At 42.4% G+C, this 18,301-nt stretch carries 12 protein-coding genes and 1 pseudogene; 9 read left to right on the top strand and 4 right to left on the bottom strand.

All coding sequences use genetic code 11. The annotated features are described in order from the left end of the window. Positions 1–34: 34 nt before the first annotated feature. Positions 35–601: a GNAT family N-acetyltransferase gene (locus MHB83_RS14240; RefSeq protein ID WP_342496419.1), complete on the bottom strand. Its 567-nt coding sequence runs from the start codon at positions 599–601 to the stop codon at positions 35–37. Positions 602–687: 86 nt separating this feature from the next. On the opposite strand from MHB83_RS14240, the gene MHB83_RS14235 reads away from it, so the two are divergent. Then, positions 688–1,509 carry a MerR family transcriptional regulator gene (locus tag MHB83_RS14235; RefSeq protein WP_212046014.1) on the top strand — a complete coding sequence of 274 codons (822 nt, stop codon included), beginning with the start codon at positions 688–690 and terminating at the stop codon, positions 1,507–1,509. Positions 1,510–1,556: 47 nt separating this feature from the next. On the opposite strand, the gene MHB83_RS14230 is transcribed toward MHB83_RS14235, so the two are convergent. The 3 genes from MHB83_RS14230 to MHB83_RS14220 form a co-directional block, all read right to left on the bottom strand. Continuing rightward, positions 1,557–3,386 carry an ABC transporter ATP-binding protein gene (locus tag MHB83_RS14230; protein ID WP_212046015.1) on the bottom strand — a complete coding sequence of 610 codons (1,830 nt, stop codon included), beginning with the start codon at positions 3,384–3,386 and terminating at the stop codon, positions 1,557–1,559. Further along, positions 3,383–5,116 carry an ABC transporter ATP-binding protein gene (locus MHB83_RS14225; RefSeq protein WP_342496418.1) on the bottom strand — a complete coding sequence of 578 codons (1,734 nt, stop codon included), beginning with the start codon at positions 5,114–5,116 and terminating at the stop codon, positions 3,383–3,385. Before MHB83_RS14225 ends, MHB83_RS14230 begins: the two co-directional genes overlap by 4 nt. Before the next feature lie 94 nt (positions 5,117–5,210). Then, positions 5,211–6,113 carry a LysR family transcriptional regulator gene (locus MHB83_RS14220; RefSeq protein ID WP_050943953.1) on the bottom strand — a complete coding sequence of 301 codons (903 nt, stop codon included), beginning with the start codon at positions 6,111–6,113 and terminating at the stop codon, positions 5,211–5,213. Between the two features lie 153 nt (positions 6,114–6,266). Here MHB83_RS14220 and gltB point away from each other — a divergent pair, with 153 nt between their 5' ends. From gltB to MHB83_RS14180, 8 genes and pseudogenes are all read left to right on the top strand, one after another. Next, complete coding sequence (gltB, locus tag MHB83_RS14215; protein WP_050943954.1) at positions 6,267–10,838, top strand: glutamate synthase large subunit; 4,572 nt, start codon at positions 6,267–6,269, stop codon at positions 10,836–10,838. Positions 10,839–10,854: 16 nt separating this feature from the next. After that, positions 10,855–12,339, top strand: coding sequence for a glutamate synthase small subunit (gltD, locus tag MHB83_RS14210; RefSeq protein WP_106032542.1), 1,485 nt, complete (start codon positions 10,855–10,857; stop codon positions 12,337–12,339). A gap of 240 nt (positions 12,340–12,579) precedes the next feature. Next, the gene (locus tag MHB83_RS14205; protein WP_212046017.1) at positions 12,580–13,281 is read left to right on the top strand and encodes a DUF421 domain-containing protein; all 702 of its coding nucleotides are present in this window, start codon (positions 12,580–12,582) and stop codon (positions 13,279–13,281) included. A 92-nt stretch (positions 13,282–13,373) separates the two neighbouring features. Further along, the gene (locus tag MHB83_RS14200) at positions 13,374–14,354 is read left to right on the top strand and encodes a pectinesterase family protein (RefSeq protein WP_342496417.1); all 981 of its coding nucleotides are present in this window, start codon (positions 13,374–13,376) and stop codon (positions 14,352–14,354) included. Positions 14,355–14,481: 127 nt separating this feature from the next. Further along, positions 14,482–15,966, top strand: coding sequence for a D-alanyl-D-alanine carboxypeptidase/D-alanyl-D-alanine-endopeptidase (dacB, locus tag MHB83_RS14195; protein WP_226805284.1), 1,485 nt, complete (start codon positions 14,482–14,484; stop codon positions 15,964–15,966). A gap of 19 nt (positions 15,967–15,985) precedes the next feature. After that, on the top strand, positions 15,986–17,353 hold the full coding sequence (locus tag MHB83_RS14190) for an MATE family efflux transporter (RefSeq protein WP_003215779.1): 1,368 nt from the start codon (positions 15,986–15,988) through the stop codon (positions 17,351–17,353). Between the two features lie 64 nt (positions 17,354–17,417). Beyond that, complete coding sequence (locus MHB83_RS14185) at positions 17,418–17,978, top strand: CatB-related O-acetyltransferase (RefSeq protein WP_212046019.1); 561 nt, start codon at positions 17,418–17,420, stop codon at positions 17,976–17,978. Positions 17,979–18,058: 80 nt separating this feature from the next. Next, a pseudogene (locus MHB83_RS14180) lies at positions 18,059–18,247 on the top strand (transposase); the annotation flags it as partial. Between the last annotated feature and the right edge of the window lie 54 nt (positions 18,248–18,301).

Below are 18,301 nucleotides of genomic sequence, written 5' to 3'. Positions count from 1 at the left end.
TTCATGGGGTAGTGTTTTTTGATGCTGATATTTATTAGCTAGAGCAGGTTTTCTTCATCACTTTCTCAAATTTAAAAAATTCAAATTCTTCAGGTGCTGAAGGCTTAGTTTCTTGATCAGCTGCATGAGGTGCGTTCGGATCTGGATGTTTCATATGATAAAATTCCACAATTTGAAAGCCGCACTTATTGACATAGAAATGAATGTTGCGTTTTTCAAAATACGGAGTCACAACCTCCCAAACAATCGTTTCTGGATATTGCGCCTCGATGGCTTTCCATGCTGCCTGACCAATGCCTTTTCCGTGTGAGGATGAAGAGATGTATAATAAGTCAACTGAGTTGTGGTGGGTCTCTTGGTTGATTTTAATGACAACGCCGCCTGCTTTTTCGTCATTTAGCATAATGTGGTAAACGATGTGTTCATTCGAATGAAAAGATTCATCAATCACTTCACCTGGAGGAATCGGTCCATCATGCGCATCGCCAAATGCGTCGATCACACCAGCTGTAAAAGCTTTCTGTAGCTCATTTTTCATAAAAGGGAATTCCTCTTTTTTTGCAAGTTCTAATGCCACTTCATGTTGAGTGATGTTGTTCATGTTTTTATCCTTTCCAAGCGTAGTGGTGTTCTGCATGTTATCATAAAGGGTGGAGTAACTCCATAGTCAAGAGGGGAGCCTTAGTTATGATAAATGATGTGCAAAAAACATTTTTTACTGGAGAATTTGCCAAGCTATTTGATGTAAAGAAAGACACCTTGTTTTATTACGATAAAATTGATTTATTTAAGCCAGCTGGTGTTCATGAAAATGGGTACCGATACTATACACTTGAGCAATTTGATCATTTTATAGCGATTCAATCCCTTCGAGCTGTGCAATTTCCGATAAAAGAGTTAAAGCAATATTTCACTGAGCCTTCCCGAGAAAGGCTCCAAAGCCTAGCAGCTGAACAAATAGAAAAGGTCAAACAAGAGATTGAAAAACTTCAAGATATCCAGTCTTTTCTTATGCGGGTCATGGAGACGACGCAGGAACTATCATCTGTCAAAATGGGGGAGGTCTTGTTTCAAGAGCTGCCAGAAGAACCAGTTGTATTAAGTGCACCGAACCCGATTGACATGAATACATCCGTAGAAGAAATATCTCGTATTGTTGGACATTTTCTAAAGGAAATCGGCATAAAAGGGGCTGCGGCAAATGGGGCTGTCTTAAAAAAGGAGCAGTTCCTTCAGCGTCACTATCATCAGTCAGATCAGCTGTTTTGCCGAATGGAAGCGCCGGAAGCAGTTAAAAAACCTGCGGGCCTTTATGCGGTGATGTATGATCAAGGATCATACGAGGAGATTGATTCTGCTTATTCGCGCTTGTTAGATGAAATTGAAAAAGAGGACATGATGCTAGATGGAGATGTATTTGAGGAGTATTTGCTTCATTCACTCATGTCTAAAGATGAAGCAGAGTATATAACGAAACTCAGTGTAAAAGTGAAAAAGCGTTTAGATTAACCAAAAAAGGATAGACCGCATGGATGCGTGTCTATCCTTTTTTATATTTAACCCACTTGATTCTCCGTAAATTGGCTCATATATAAGTCTGCATAGAAGCCATTTTGTTTTAAGAGTTCGCTGTGCGTTCCTTTTTCAATGATGGTGCCATCTTTCATGACTAGAATAACGTCGGCATCCTTGATCGTCGAAAGTCTGTGTGCAATGACGAAGCTTGTTCTGCCTTTCATCAATTCATTCATCGCTTTTTGAATGTGCATCTCTGTCCGTGTATCTACGCTGCTCGTCGCTTCATCTAATATTAAGATCTTTGGATCAGATAAAATCGCACGGGCGATGGTTAACAGCTGACGCTGACCTTGAGACAGGTTGCCGGCATCTTCTGTTAAGAGTGTGTCATATCCGTCTGGAAGCGTGCGGATGAAGTCATCAGCATAAGCATGTTTGGCGGCTTTAATGACATCCTCTTTTGAGACGTTCTGCCTGCCATAGGCAATGTTGTCGTGAATCGTCCCTTCAAAAAGCCACGTATCCTGAAGAACCATCGCAAATAGGTCGCGTACTTGATGACGGCTGAGGTCAGTTGTTTTGACACCGCCGATGCGGATAGAGCCTTGATCTAATTCATAGAAACGCATTAAAAGATTGATGATGGTTGTTTTTCCTGCTCCTGTTGGCCCGACAATCGCAACCGTTTGACCTTCTTTGACATCTAAAGTCAAATCTTTAATAATCGGATGGTCTTTTTCATATCCGAATTGAACTTGTTCAAAGCTCACATCGCCTGAAAGTGATTCAAGATCAATCGCTGCATCTTCCTCGGGACTTTCTTCTTTCTCATCCAGAATTTCAAACACCCTTTCAGCAGAAGCAATCGCTGATTGAACCAAGTTGGCGACACTTGATGCTTGCACTAGCGGTTGAGACATTTGCTGCGTGTATTGAATAAACGCCTGCACATCTCCGACACGAATATTCCCGTTAATCACAAGAATACCGCCGGCTACACTGACTGCCACATAGCCGAGGTTCCCGATAAACGTCATCACTGGCATCATTAAGCCAGAAATGAACTGTGCTTTCCTTGATGATTCATACAGCTGCTCGTTTAATTGATCAAATGTATCGATCGCTTTCTTTTCGTAGCCATACGCACGAACTGTCTGATGCCCTGTGAACATTTCATTAATATGTCCATTGATCATCCCGAGCTCTTTTTGCTGCGCTTTAAAATGCTTTTGAGAAAATGACGTAATGCCGCGAATCGCAAACAGGCTGAGCGGCAGTGTTAAACAAACAAGCAAGGTTAGCAGCGGACTAATCAATAGCATCATGACGACAATCCCAATGACTGTGATGACAGATGTAATCACTTGGGTGAGTGCCTGCTGAAGCGAAGTATTAATATTATCGATATCATTCATTACACGGCTCAGCGTGTCCCCGTGGGTTGTTTTATCAAAATACCGAAGGGGGAGACGTGTGAGCTTGTCATTTGCTTCTTGCCGTAATTCAGCAATGGTCTGTTGAGAGACACCGGCCATGACATATTGCTGAACGAATGAAAAGAGAGCAGCAACGACGTATAGCACGACAAGCAACCATAAGATTCGTGAAATGACATCAAATTGAACAGCTGTTCCTTGTGTAAAGCTGTCAAACAGGGAAGAGGTGGCATCCCCGAGCAGCTTTGGACTAATGACGTTAAAGACGGTTGAACCGACTGCTGCAATGAAGACAATGATCAATTGAATCTTCCTTGGTTTTAAATAGCCAATCAAACGAAGCAGTGTTTTCTTAAATTCCTTTGGTTTTGCGACAGGTCCTCTAGGGTGGCCGCCTTTATGACCCATGCCGGAAGACATTTTTTTACTCATCCTCGCTCCACCTCCTGACCTTCCTGTGATGCAACAATCTCTTGATAGACAAGGTTCTCCTTCAGTAATTGTTCATGTGTACCGATACCTGCGATTTTCCCATCATCTAGTACGATGATTTTATCACTATGCTTCACTGTGCTGATTCTTTGCGCCACAATGATGAGGGCTGCATGCGCTTTTTCAGCTTCTAAAGATGCCCGAAGCTTCGCATCTGTTTTGTAATCAAGTGCTGAAAAACTATCGTCAAACAGATAGAATGACGGCTTTCTCACTAGCGCTCTTGCAATAGAAAGACGCTGCTTTTGACCGCCAGATAGATTCGATCCACCCTGGTCAATTTCCGCATCGATGCCGCCATCTTTTTGCAAAACAAATTCTTCTGCCTGCGCCGTTCGCAGCGCCTGCCAGACGTCTTCATCGCTTGCATTCTGCCTGCCGAAGCGCACATTATCGGCAATGGTTCCGCTAAATAAAACCGCTTTTTGAGAAACATAGCCCATCTGGCCTCTTAGTTTCTCCTGAGGCAGCTCTCTAATGTCTACACCATCTAGTGTAATCCGGCCTTCAGTTGCTTCGTAAAAGCGCGTCATTAGCTGGAGAAGGGTGGTTTTCCCTGAACCTGTACTTCCGATAATAGCTGTCGTTTCGCCAGTTTTGGCTTCGAACGAAATGTTTTGAACTGCCGGCTTTTCAGCATTTGAGTAATAAAATGACACATCCTCAAAGCGAATGGATTGTGCTGGCGCGCGCAGGTCAGGAACCGTTCTTTCATTGTCTTGAATTTTCGGTTCCATGTTTAACACTTCGTTCATCCGTTTAGCTGATGCTTGTGCTCTTGGGACCATAATAAAGCTCATTGACAGCATAATCAGTGCCATCAAAATCATCATCGCATATTGGATAAAGGCAATGAGGTTCCCTACTTCCATCTCTCCGGCATCAATTCGGTTTGCACCTAGCCAGACAATGCCGATATTCGTGAAGTTCATGATAATCAGCATAAATGGAAACAAGTAAGCCATTAAACGATTGACTCTAAGGCCGGTATCCTTGTAGGATGTGTTGGCTTCTTGAAAACGCTCCTTTTCATCATCTACTCGGTTAAAAGCACGAATGACCCGGATGCCTGAAAGAGATTCTCGCATAATTAAATTCAGCCGGTCTGTTTTTTTCTGAAGCTGGCCAAAGAGCGGAATGGCTTTTCTCGACACCAAATAGATAAATCCGCCAAGAAGGGGAAGTGCTGCTAAAAAGATGAGAGACAGGACAGCATCGCGTGATACAGCTAAAATAATTCCGCCGACAAGCATAAGCGGGGCTCTCGTCATCATTTGTAAAATCATGATCGTGACATCTTGGACTTGTTTTACATCATTTGTTGATCTTGTAATAAAGGAAGACGTTCCGATCTTTTGAAATTCTTCTAATGAAAATTGTTCGACATGCACAAATAGCTGTCTTCTCATATCACGCCCGAAGCCAAGTGCAGTCTTTGATGACAAGTAGGACTTCCAGATCGTGAGTAAGATGGCAAGTAAAGAACAGGCCACCATCCAGCCGCCAACCTTCCATATGTAAGCAATATCTCCTTGGACGATCCCGACATCGACGATATCTGCCGTAAGCGTCGGTAAATACAGCTGGAGCATACTGCTTAAAAAGGTGAGGATCACAATGGACACAACGGATAGCCGATACGGCTTTAAAAACGATAAAATTGATTTCATACGAATACCTTTCTTCCATATAGTGTGTTGTTCTGTAACCCATCATATACAAAGAGGGATTATTTCCACAAATGAAATGTCTTGTTTTAATGAGTTATTTATATTGTTCAATTTTAGAAAAGAAATCCTTCACGAACACATAAAAATCATGAGCAGAAGGTGACATTTCTCGTGATTTAGAAGCAATAATTCCAACCGTTCTTCTCACTTGCGGAAAATCGATCGGAATTTTCACTGTAAAGCGCGGTGTGGTTTCATAAAAGGCGCTTTCGGGTAATAAGGTAACGCCCATACCCGCTGATACGAGACCTTTAATGGCGTCTAAATCTTCTCCTTCTGATGAAATGGTTGGCTCATAACCTGCCTGCTTACAAGCATCAACCGCAATTTGTCTCAGGACATATCCTTCCGGAAATAACACGAAATGATCTTTTCTTAAATCACTTAAATGAATACTCCTTTGTCCGCTAAAGGGGTGGCTGACAGGCAGCAAGGCGTAAATGCTTTCTGAAAACAAAATATGTCCTTCTATTTGAGGATCGTTTGTCGGTACGGGTCCTAAAAAGGCGAGATCAATATCTCGATTTTTTACAGCTTCAATGAGAAATTTATAGGATCCTTGACGAAGTAAAAAATCGACCTCTGGGTATTCCTGTTTAAAGGCGGAAATGACAGAAGGTAGCACTTGGCTTGCTAGGCTAGTAGGAAAGCCGATATTGACGGTTCCTTTGTGTGGATCTAAATATTCATCAATTTGTTCTTTCGCATAATCAATGGCTTTTAGAGCCGTTCTGACATGATCTAAAAATTGTCTGCCGATCTTCGTTAATTTGATATTTCGTCCTTCTCGTTCGAATAAGGCCACTCCAAGCTCTTCTTCTAAATTCGCAATCTGCCGGCTGATCGCAGATTGGGCAACATGTAAGTTTTCAGCCGCTTCTGACACGTGTTCACGGTCTGCGACTTCTACAAAATAACGTAACTGACGAAGCTCCATTTTTACACTTCACACCCATCTATCTCAAAAAGAGATTGTTTTCATCTAAATTATATATTGTTTATATTAATTTGAAAACTTAAAATAAGTTACAGAGTTTGTGAGATTTTATTACTGTGAAAAAACGGATCTTTTAAACGGGGGAGAGAAACGATGACTTATAATCAACTACCACAACCACAAGGTCTCTACCGTCCTGAATTTGAACATGATGCATGTGGGATCGGACTGTACGCTCATTTAAAAGGGGAAGCGACACACAGCATCGTCAAAAAGGGATTACAAATGCTGTGCCAGCTTGATCACCGCGGCGGGCAAGGCAGTGATCCGTATACAGGTGATGGTGCCGGCTTAATGGTACAACTACCAGACGCTTTCTTTAGAAAAAGCTGCAAAGACTTTGCACTTCCTGAAAAGGGCCGTTACGGGGTAGGAATGGTCTTCTTTTCAAAAGAGGATGACGAGAAAACGCGCCAAGCCATCGAGCAAAAAATCAACGGGTTCATTAAACAAGAAGGTCAAACATTAATTGGCTGGAGAACAGTTCCTATTGATGCAGGGAAAATTGGTACTGTCGCAGCGAAGAGCTGTCCGGTTGTGAGGCAAGTCTTTATCGGGGCAAATGACAAGATCACAGATCGTTTGTCATTTGAAAGAAAATTATATGTCATTCGTAAGCAGGCTGAGAACTGGGGGACAGCAGAGGAAAAGCAATTTTACTTTGTCAGCCTGTCGAGTCAAACCATTGTATACAAGGGGCTTTTAACATCAGATCAAGTCGATGCTTTTTATCTTGATCTTCAGGATGAAACATTTGTTTCTGCATTTTCACTTGTTCATTCACGATTTAGTACAAATACATTTCCTACATGGGAAAGAGCCCATCCAAACCGCTATTTGATTCACAACGGTGAAATCAACACATTAAGAGGAAACATCAATTGGATGAGAGCAAGAGAACAACAATTCGTATCTGAAGCTTTCGGAGACGATTTAGACAAGATTTTGCCAGTGCTGAATGCAGACGGAAGTGATTCATCCATTCTAGACAATGCCTTTGAATTCTTTGTGCTTGCAGGCCGAACACCTGCTCATACAGCGATGATGCTGATTCCAGAGCCATGGACTGAAAACACGCACATGTCGAAAGAAAAACGGGCATTTTATGAATACCATAGTTCTCTTATGGAGCCATGGGATGGGCCAACAGCTATTTCCTTTACTGATGGTAAACAAATCGGAGCCATCTTAGACCGAAACGGATTAAGACCAGCAAGATACTATGTCACAAATGATGATCATATCATTTTCTCTTCTGAGGTCGGTGTGATCGACACAAATGAAGAGGATGTGAAGTATAAAGATCGTCTTGAGCCAGGTAAAATGCTTTTAATTGATTTAGAAGAAGGGCGAATTATTTCTGACGAAGAAGTGAAATCGACGATTGCGAATGAACTTCCTTATCAAAAATGGCTTGATGAAGAAATGGTGCACGTCAATCGCTCGGAAGAAAATTCAGAAAATTCTAGTATAATGGATGATTTATTGACGCGCCAGCGTGCCTTCCATTATACGTACGAGGACATTCAAAAGTATTTAATTCCTTTACTAGAAGAAGGCAAGGACCCAATCGGTTCAATGGGAAGCGACACTCCGCTTGCTGTGTTATCAGATCGTGCGCAGTCTCTGTTTTCTTACTTCAAGCAGCTGTTTGCACAAGTGACGAACCCGCCGATTGACGCCATTCGTGAGCAGCTTGTGACATCTACGATGACATGGTTAGGTGCTGAAGGAGATATTTTACATCCGAATGAATATTCATGCCGACGAATTAAACTGTATACACCCGTCTTAACAAGCGGGCAGTTTAACGGTTTGAGAACAATTGTTCATAATGCCTTTAAAAGCAAAACGATTCATACTCTTTTCACCGATGATTTAAAGCGCGGGCTGGATGCGATGTTTGAAGAGGCGGAAAAAGCGATCCGCGAAGGTGTATCTTTATTAATTCTTTCCGATCGTGAAATGACGGAAGAAAAAGTGCCGATTCCACCACTTCTAGCGCTAAGTGCACTGCATCAGCATCTTGTGCGTCAAGGCTTACGGACAAAGGTGAGTCTGATCGTTGAATCTGGAGAAGTCAGAGAGGTTCATCATTTTGCCGCACTGATTGGCTACGGAGCAGATGCAATCCATCCTTATCTTGTGTATGAAACGTACAAACAGCTGATTGCAGAAGAAGCGATCTCTTTCAGCTTTGATGAAGCAGTCACTAAGTTTGGTAAAAGCGTAACCGAAGGTGTCGTCAAAGTCATGTCTAAAGTGGGAATCTCCACTGTGCAAAGCTATAGAGGAGCCCAAATCTTTGAAGCCGTTGGTATTAGTGAAGACGTCATTCAGGCGTATTTCACGGGAACAGCTTCTCAGCTTGGCGGGATTGACCTTGAGACCATTGCACATGAAGCAAAACTTCGTCATGAAGCAGGGTATCAGGCAGCGACTGACCAAACACTCGAATCAGGAAGTGACTTCCAGTGGAGAAAAAATGGTGAGCACCATGCCTTTAATCCAAAAACGATCCATACGCTTCAGTGGGCATGTCGCAATGAAGATTACGATCTATTTAAGCAATATACAAAGGCAGCGGACGAAGAAAGAATCGGCTTCCTTCGAAATTTATTTGCTTTCCAGCCAAAACAAAAACCAGTTCGTTTGGAAGACGTTGAATCTGCTGAATCCATCGTGCGCCGATTCAAGACAGGCGCCATGTCATTTGGGTCTTTAAGTAAAGAAGCGCACGAAGCACTTGCGATTGCCATGAACCGAATTGGCGGTAAAAGTAACAGCGGAGAAGGCGGAGAAGATCCTGCACGCTTTACAGTTGATGAACGCGGCGATGATCGCAGAAGTGCGATTAAACAAATTGCTTCTGGCCGCTTTGGCGTAAAGAGTCATTATTTGGTCAATGCAGATGAACTGCAAATTAAAATGGCACAAGGAGCAAAGCCTGGAGAAGGCGGACAGCTGCCAGGAAATAAAGTATACCCTTGGGTCGCCGATGTACGCGGATCTACACCAGGCGTCGGATTGATTTCACCACCGCCGCATCATGATATTTATTCCATCGAGGATTTAGCGCAGCTGATCCATGATTTGAAAAACGCGAACCGTGATGCCCGCATCAGCGTCAAGCTTGTGTCTAAAGCAGGCGTTGGTACGATTGCAGCAGGTGTTGCAAAAGGAACGGCGGATGTCATTGTGATCAGTGGATACGATGGCGGCACAGGAGCTTCGCCGAAAACGAGTATTAAACACACAGGACTTCCTTGGGAGCTCGGTTTGGCAGAGGCGCATCAAACCCTTGTGTTAAACGGCCTTCGCGAGAGAGTCGTTCTTGAAACGGACGGAAAGTTAATGACTGGTCGCGACGTTGTCATGGCTGCGATATTAGGAGCAGAAGAATATGGCTTTGCGACAGCTCCACTTGTCGTATTGGGCTGCGTGATGATGAGAGCATGTCATTTAGATACTTGCCCAGTCGGCGTCGCTACACAGAATCCAGAGCTTCGTAAAAAATTCATGGGGAACCCTGACCATATTGTGAATTTCATGATGTTTATTGCAGAGGAAGTAAGAGAAATCTTAGCGGAGCTCGGCTTTACATCAATGGATGAATTAATTGGACGCACGGATGTTCTAGGAGTTAGCGAACGAGCAAAAGCTCACTGGAAAGCAGGCCAGCTAGACCTTGAAACACTGCTTTATCAGCCAGAAGGAGCTCGTACATTCAGAACACCGCAAAATCATAAAATTGATGAATCACTGGATATGAATGAAATCCTCCCTTATGTACAGGAAGCGTTGAATCATCAAACACCGGTTGATCTATCATTGAATATTCGCAATATCAATCGTGTGGCCGGAACCATTACTGGAAGTGAAGTGTCTAAACGCTACGGGGAAGAAGGCTTGCCAGAGGATACGATCACACTAAGGTTCACTGGTTCCGCAGGACAAAGCTTCGGCGCATTTGTGCCAAAGGGCATGTCTCTCTATTTAACAGGTGATTCAAATGACTATATCGGCAAAGGACTCTCTGGAGGCAAAATTGCGGTCAAAACATCTGATCACTTTGTACAAAATGGACATGAAAACGTCATTGTTGGAAACGTCGCATTCTACGGAGCGACAAGTGGAAAAGCCTATATTAACGGGCGTGCAGGTGAGCGCTTTGCCGTTCGTAATTCAGGCGTGCAGGTGGTTGTTGAAGGAATCGGTGATCACGGCTGTGAATACATGACTGGCGGACGTGTCGTCATTTTAGGAGACGTCGGAAAGAACTTCGGCGCAGGAATGTCTGGCGGCGTAGCTTATGTCCATACATCCGATGCGAAACAGTTCAAAAGAATGTGCAACATGGAAATGATCATGTTTGAAAAACTCACAGATCACGATGAAGAGCAAGAAGTGAAACAGCTGATTCAAGAGCACCTTCACTATACAAACAGCGCAAAAGCTTCGGCACTTTTAGAAAACTGGGCGCAAGAAAAGGATCAATTCATCAAGGTCATTCCGAGAAATTACAAAATGATGCTTCAAAGCATTGAAGAACAAAAACAAGCGGGCCTTAGTCATGAGGAAGCGGTCATGTATGCCTTTGAAGCAAACACAAAACCGAAAAATCAAGAAACGGCAAACGGGCAAAAAGCAGCCCTCGCTCATTAAGAAAGGGGAGAGGACAATGGGCAAAGCAACAGGTTTTATGGATTATAAAAGAGAAAAGCCAAATGAACGTGACCCTCTCACTCGTCAAAATGACTGGAAAGAATATTCAGCTCCTTATACAGATGACGTATTGAAGAAGCAGGGCGCTAGATGTATGGATTGCGGCACACCGTTTTGTCAAATTGGGATGGAGATCAAAGGCGGCGTGTCAGGCTGCCCGATCTACAATTTAATTCCAGAATGGAACGACCTTGTGTATCGAGGCAGATGGAAAGAAGCGCTCGAAAGACTGCAAAAAACAAATAATTTCCCTGAATTTACTGGGAGAGTGTGTCCAGCGCCTTGCGAAGGGTCATGTACAGTCGCCATCAATGATCCAGCTGTTTCGATTAAAAATATCGAACGCACCATCATTGATAAAGGCTTTGAAAATGGATGGATCACACCGAGAATTCCTTCAAGCCGTACAGGCAAGAAGATTGCCATTGTCGGCTCAGGACCAGCAGGACTTGCAAGTGCTGATCAATTAAACCAAGCAGGCCACGCCGTCACAGTGTTCGAACGGTCTGATCGCCTTGGCGGACTGCTGACATACGGCATTCCAAACATGAAGCTGGACAAAGAAGTAGTGGAACGAAGAGTCAAACTGCTAAGACAAGAAGGCATTGATTTTGTAACGAACACAGAAATTGGCGTCGATGTCACTGCCGATGAACTGAAAGAGCAGTTTGATGCGGTCATCCTTTGTACAGGTGCACAAAAGCAGCGTGACCTGTTGATTGAAGGCCGGGAAGCTAAAGGGATTCACCTAGCGATGGATTATTTGACCCTCGCAACAAAAAGCATGCTGGATTCAGGATTTAAAGACAAAAACTTCATTGATGCAAAAGGAAAAGACGTGATTGTCATTGGCGGGGGAGATACAGGTGCAGATTGCGTTGCAACTGCACTTCGCCAAAAAGCAAAAAGTGTTGTTCAGTTCGGGAAGCATCCGAAGCTTCCAGATACACGTGTAGGGGATAACATGTGGCCTGAACAGCCTTACGTCTTCTCACTCGATTATGCTTATGAAGAAGCACAAGCAAAATTCGGGGAAGATCCGCGTCAATATTCCATTCAAACCACAAAAATTGTGGCAGACAAAAATGGAAAATTAAAAGAGCTTCATACGATTCAAATGGAAAAGGTGAAAAACGAACAAGGGAAGTTTGAATTTCATGAGATTCCAGGGACAGAAAAGGTATGGCCGGCTCAGCTAGTCTTTATTGCAATTGGTTTTGAGGGAACTGAACAGCCACTCGTGAAACACTTTGGCGTGGACAGCAAAAACAATCGCATTGACGCAACGTATGGGGAGTATACAACAAATGTAGAAGGCGTATTTGCAGCGGGAGATGCAAGACGCGGGCAAAGCTTGATTGTCTGGGCAATTAATGAAGGCAGACAAGTGGCGCACGAGGTAGACCGTTATTTAATGGGGAGTTCGGTTCTGCCAAAATAGGTCAAACAAAGGGTGTTTATGATATAGAAAAGCCATGATCCAATAGTGATCATGGCTTTTTATGATTCAGATAGTGAGCTGATTTGAAAATCCATCTTTCATGAGGTGACATTCAAGCACCAGATCATGGATGCAAGTATATGACTCATTGCTTGAGGTAGACGACGTTTTACTTTGTAAACGGTTTAGATCCTTCCTTTCATGTGCATGCTGTAGGTAAATGCACTTTGAAAGGAAGGTATGTTTGTGCCATTTTTTAATATTTTCATTGAACTGTTTATCGGATTTTTTGCCTTATTTTCTATAATAAAATTATTAGGGAAAACACAATTTGCACAAATCACGCCGTTTGATTTTATTTCTGCACTGATTTTAGGCGAAATGGTCGGAAACGCCATTTTCGACCCAGAAGTCAAGATTCAGCACATTTTGTTTGCTGTTGCGGTATGGGGCGTTCTTCTCTATACAGTTGAATGGTTTTCACAGCGCTTTAAAGGTATTCGAGCCTTTTTAGAAGGAAGACCGACACTTGTCATTGATCAAGGGAAGATTCACTACAAACGTTTAAAGAAAAATATGCTTGATCTCAATCAGCTGCAGACACTGATTCGCGCGAAGGGTCATTTTGCCTTGAATGAAATTGAATATGCCATTTTGGAAACAGACGGCTCGGTAAGCGTTCTTCCGAAAATGAAATACGCAACAGCCACCGCAGAAGATGTGAACGTGAAGGGAAAAGAAGTCAAATTACCTAGAACGTTTATTATTGATGGTGAAATTTTAAAAAAAGATTTACAAGAAGCTGGCTTCGATGAAACATGGCTGAGTGAGCAATTAAAAAAGCAGCACATTTCTTCCTATCGAGACGTTCTATTTTGTGAATGGATTGAAAATGAAGGGATTTATGCAATGAAATATGAAAAGTCCAAAAAACATCCATAACATCTATAAGTGGGTGTTTTTTTGTGCGTGTCATGAATAGGATCAAAAAGAATGTTTGATTGAAAACGTTCACAAAGAGGAGGAGATGTACGATGAAGTATGGAAAGGTATGGCTTGTAGTCGTCTTGTTTTTATTACTATTGAACTCAGCTTCACTTCAAGCAGCCGGACATCAGAATCAAACAAATCGCGTCCTTGTGGTCGATCAAAAGGGAAATGGCTCGTTTCGAACCGTTCAATCTGCCATTGATGCGATTCCAGTGAACAATCAACAGCGCGTAACGATCTATATTAAAAATGGTGTGTATAAAGAAAAAATCCTGCTTCCGCAAAATAAACCTTACGTGTCCTTTATCGGGGAAGACCAATACAAGACGATTCTGACGTATCATGATACAAATGCAAGCACTGGTAGCACAACAAATAGCTCAAGCACAATGATTCGTGCGAACGAGTTTTACGCAGAAAATATCACCTTTCAAAATACGGCCGGCAGACATGCTGGTCAGGCGGTTGCACTATACGTGTCCGGTGACCGGGCTGCGTTCAAACAAATACGGGTCTTAGGCTATCAAGATACGCTTTATGCAACAGGTACAGGCCGGCAATATTATGAAAACTGCTATATCGAAGGCACGGTCGATTTTATTTTTGGATCAGCCACAGCCGTGTTTAAAAGAGCTGAAATAAAAAGTCTTGGAAATGGGTATATTACTGCAGCATCCACAACAGAAGCGCAAAAGTATGGATATGTATTCATCGATTCTACGCTCAAAAAGGGGACGGCTGCTGCTCAATCGGTATATTTAGGACGTCCGTGGCGGCCTCATTCTGCTGTGACATTCCTCTATACAAATATGGATGATCATATTAAGGCAGAGGGTTGGCATAACTGGGATAACCGTGATAACGAAAGAACAGCAAGATATAAAGAATATGGATCGACAGGAGCAGGAAGCAACGCAGCAACCCGCGTAAAATGGTCCAGTATTTTATCGAAAAACGAAGCAAGTCAAATCACAGTGCAAGCTGTTCTTAGCGGAACCGATGGCTGGAATCCAGAAAAAAGGTAAAGAGCTTGTCAGTTTTCGTCAAAGAAAGCTGACTTTTCTGTTTAAAAAACCTTTGAGAACAAACGTTCTTTTGTGTATAATGAACATATTCTTCTAAAATTGGCTGCGACTAAAAAGGAGGGATTGCGTGAAGCGTTTTTCACAGATCTTGTTTTTACACATATGTATCCTGTCGATTTTATTTCTCCCTTTTTCAGCAAAAGATGATCAACTTACAGCTCGTGACGACTCACTGCCGTGGGTGACAGCTTTAGATGAATTTATACGAACAGCACCTGATTTAGAGGGCGCGATCTCTGGCATCAGCGTCCGCGATACTTCTGACTCCTCTCTTCTTTATGAACATCAAGCCGATATTCGTCTTACTCCTGCTTCTAATATGAAACTGCTCACATCAGCCATCGCCCTTGATATACTAGGAGAAACACACACATTCCCGACAGACATCTGGATAGATGGTTCTATTCAAAAGAAAACGTTACATGGCAACCTGTATCTACGCGGTACCGGGGATCCGACTTTATTAGAAGAGGATTTTGCAGCACTTGCCAAACAAGTGAAAAAGGCCGGAATACATACAATTCGCGGACAGCTTGCGGCAGACGATACATGGTATGATGACACAAGATATTCGATTGATTTACCTTGGAGTGATGAGGATCAATATTACGGTGCACAAATCTCTGCTCTCACGGCTTCACCGAATCAAGATTATGATGCAGGAACCGTGATTCTCGAAGTAAAGCCAGGCAAAAAAGCTGGGCAAAAAGCAACCTATGACATGATTCCGAAGACTTCTGTCCCTCAAGTCATCAATCAAGTAAAAACCGTGCCAGAAGAAGGGAAAAAGAAGATTTCTTTTAAGCGCTCTCACGGCACCAACAAAATCACTTTAACTGGCACCATTCCGGTGAAAGCGAGTGTATCTAGACAATGGGTAGCATTATGGGAGCCATCCTCTTATGCGTTAGATTTAATGAAACGAGCGTTAAAGGCGGAAGGGATTCACGTAAAAGGACCGCTTAAAATAAAACAAGTTCCTAAAAAAGCCAAGAAAATTGCCACCCATTCATCGATGCCTTTATCAGAGCTCCTTGTTCCCATGATGAAACTCAGCAACAATACCCATGCAGAAATGTTGCTGAAGGAACTTGGAAAACAAGTGAAAAGCAAAGGGAGCTTTGAAGATGGACTGGATGTGATGAATGAACGGCTTCCTGCATTCGGCATCGATCCATCTCTTGCAGTGCTGCGAGATGGGTCAGGCATCTCACCTATTAACCTTGTTTCTGCCAACCAGTTCACGTTCTTTTTAACAAACATTCAAAAGGAAAAATGGTTTAAGACCTATGAACATGCGCTTCCGTTAGCAGGGGCAAGTGAACGAATGGTGGGAGGGACGTTAAGAAACAGGTTGAAAGAACCAGCTACACTAGAAAAAGTACGTGCAAAAACAGGTTCATTAACTACGGTCAGTACACTTTCTGGATATATTGACACAAAGAGTGGAAAGACGGTCGCTTTTTCCATTTTATTAAATCATCTTGTTGATGACGAGAAAGGGAAAGAGATAGAAGACCACATTGTTAGCATTTTAGCTGAGAATCTTTAGATAGAGAAGGAGAACCACCATGACGTTAGATAACAATCAATCTTTAGTAAAAACCATGTCCATTTTTCTCGTCCCGCTTTTGCTTAGCAATATTTTGCAATCAATCGGACAGCTTGTATCCATTGTCCTTGTCGGCAGATGGATTGGAGAGGATGCAGTAGCTGCCATTTCTGCATTCTTTCCGCTTTTCTTTTTACTCGTTTCTTTTTCCATCGGAATTGGATCGGGAAGTTCAATCCTTATTGGACAAGCGTATGGAGCAAAAAATGAACAAAGATTAAAAGAAATTATTGGCACAACGCTTTCATTCACTTTTTTGATCGGACTTTCTTTAGCAATCATTGGAGGTTTTTTTGCAACAGATATCTTAAATCTCATGGGAACACCTGCGAATATCGTGGAGGAAAGTGCGGCTTATGCCAGAATTCTATTCATCTCAATGCCGATCTTATTTCTTTATTTTGTTTACACGACTTTCCTGCGAGGGACAGGGGATTCAAAAACGCCTTTTTATTTCTTAATGATTAGTACGGCAACGAATATTTTGATGCTGCCGATTTTATTATTTGGCTGGCTGGGACTGCCGGCATTTGGTTTATACGGTGCTGCGTATGCTTCTGTGATTTCAACCATTGTGACGTTTATTATTCTACATATCTACTTATATAAAACAAAACACCCGCTTCGCATCGATGCATCGGTTAGAAAGCATTTATTGATGAAAGGGGATCTACTAAAAACATTATTAAAGCTCAGCATTCCATCGAGCATTAATATGATCCTTATTTCTTTATCAGAAATTGCTGTTATTTCCTTTGTCAATGATTATGGATCACAGGCGACTGCTGCCTATGGTGTTGTCAATCAAGTTGTGAGCTATGTGCAGATGCCGGCAGTAAGTCTTGGCATCGCGGTCTCGATCTTTGCAGCACAATTCATCGGCGCAGGGAATATCAACCGATTGAAAGATGTGATAAAAATCGGGTTAGGGCTCAATTTTGCCATAGGCGGATTCATTATTATCATTGTTTATCTCTTCGCACCGCAGATTTTATCTATCTTTTTAACAGATTCTAAGACGATTGACATTGCCTATAGCTTAGTTGTCATTACATTATGGAGCTATCTTATTTTTGGAACAGCCCAAATTGTTGCAGCCACGATGAGAGCAAGCGGAACAGTGCTATGGCCAACGATCTTTAGTATTTGTTCCATTTGGCTTGTAGAAGTACCAGTCGCTTATGTGCTATCGCACTACACAACCCTTGGCATCAAGGGCATCTGGATTGGCTATCCTGCGGCTTTTTTCGTGAACTTACTCCTTCAATACGGCTACTATCAGCTCGTATGGAAGAAAAAACAGATTGTAGCGCTAGTGCAGTCATAATGTAAAAGTGTGAAGCAGCATATACATACGAAGATCTATCACTTTTCAGGAGGTCTGATCTTCTATGTATTTGAATCAAAGAAGTGAACTGAGTGCGTACAATATCGGTGATTTTTCTTATGCCGGACCAGATTTCCAAGTGCTGACGTGGGGGGAAGGAACAACATTAAACATTGGAAAGTTTTGTTCCATCGCAAACGAAGTCAAAATTTTCCTTGGCGGTGAACACCGTACAGATTGGGCCACAACGTATCCGTTTAATCAAATTTTCAAGGAAGCTTCTCACATTAAAGGACATCCAAAGTCAAAAGGAGATGTCCACATAGGACACGATGTCTGGATTGGTTATGGAGCAACTATCATGTCAGGAGTATGTATAGGGAACGGAGCAGTGATTGGTGCAAATAGTGTCATCACAAAAGATGTGCCCCCATATGCGATTGCCGCAGGAAATCCGCAGCAGCTCATGAAATACCGGTTTTCATCTGAAATCATCGAAAAACTTCAGTTATTAGAATGGTGGAATTTAGAGTTTACCGTCATCCAATCTATTTTTCACCTCTTACAATCTGATGATATTGAACAATGTATAAATGTCATAGAAGACATAAAAAAGAAAGGCTGAAAAAGCCTTTCTCATGCTGTCGAGAAAATCTCGACAGCTTTATTTTTTCTTAGATATTTTCCATCTCTTTCCTTGAGAGCTGTACAAGATCGAAAAATCATCAAAAAGTGATCTCCAGACATGTATGGGAGAGGAACACAAGAAAAGATCAGACAAAATCGTCTGTCTGCCTCTGGAAAAGAGCTATATAAAAAAAGAAAAGAAAAATAGAGCGAAGCCTTGCAGATTCAAAACAACTGCATGGGCTTCGCTATTGCCGGTTGAGAGGAAAACAAAACGTGTGTGGGATGCCTTTTTTATTCAACCTAACGATTGTAGAAAAA

Source organism: Bacillus sp. FSL K6-3149 (assembly GCF_038630515.1).
GTDB lineage: Bacteria > Bacillota > Bacilli > Bacillales > Bacillaceae > Bacillus > Bacillus pumilus.
Note: the sequence above shows the minus strand (reverse complement) of the source record. Positions and strands in the feature narration are given on the sequence as shown.

Excerpts from the sequence above, each read along its gene's own strand:
- MHB83_RS14200 (WP_342496417.1), top strand. The coding sequence starts at position 13,374 with ATGAAGTATGGAAAGGTATGGCTTGTAGTCGTCTTGTTTTTATTACTA.
- MHB83_RS14220 (WP_050943953.1), bottom strand. The coding sequence starts at position 6,113 with ATGGAGCTTCGTCAGTTACGTTATTTTGTAGAAGTCGCAGACCGTGAA.
- MHB83_RS14190 (WP_003215779.1), top strand. The coding sequence starts at position 15,986 with ATGACGTTAGATAACAATCAATCTTTAGTAAAAACCATGTCCATTTTT.
- MHB83_RS14225 (WP_342496418.1), bottom strand. The coding sequence starts at position 5,116 with ATGAAATCAATTTTATCGTTTTTAAAGCCGTATCGGCTATCCGTTGTG.
- MHB83_RS14230 (WP_212046015.1), bottom strand. The coding sequence starts at position 3,386 with ATGAGTAAAAAAATGTCTTCCGGCATGGGTCATAAAGGCGGCCACCCT.
- gltB (WP_050943954.1), top strand. The coding sequence starts at position 6,267 with ATGACTTATAATCAACTACCACAACCACAAGGTCTCTACCGTCCTGAA.
- MHB83_RS14235 (WP_212046014.1), top strand. The coding sequence starts at position 688 with ATGATAAATGATGTGCAAAAAACATTTTTTACTGGAGAATTTGCCAAG.
- MHB83_RS14185 (WP_212046019.1), top strand. The coding sequence starts at position 17,418 with ATGTATTTGAATCAAAGAAGTGAACTGAGTGCGTACAATATCGGTGAT.
- MHB83_RS14205 (WP_212046017.1), top strand. The coding sequence starts at position 12,580 with ATGTTTGTGCCATTTTTTAATATTTTCATTGAACTGTTTATCGGATTT.
- MHB83_RS14240 (WP_342496419.1), bottom strand. The coding sequence starts at position 601 with ATGAACAACATCACTCAACATGAAGTGGCATTAGAACTTGCAAAAAAA.
- gltD (WP_106032542.1), top strand. The coding sequence starts at position 10,855 with ATGGGCAAAGCAACAGGTTTTATGGATTATAAAAGAGAAAAGCCAAAT.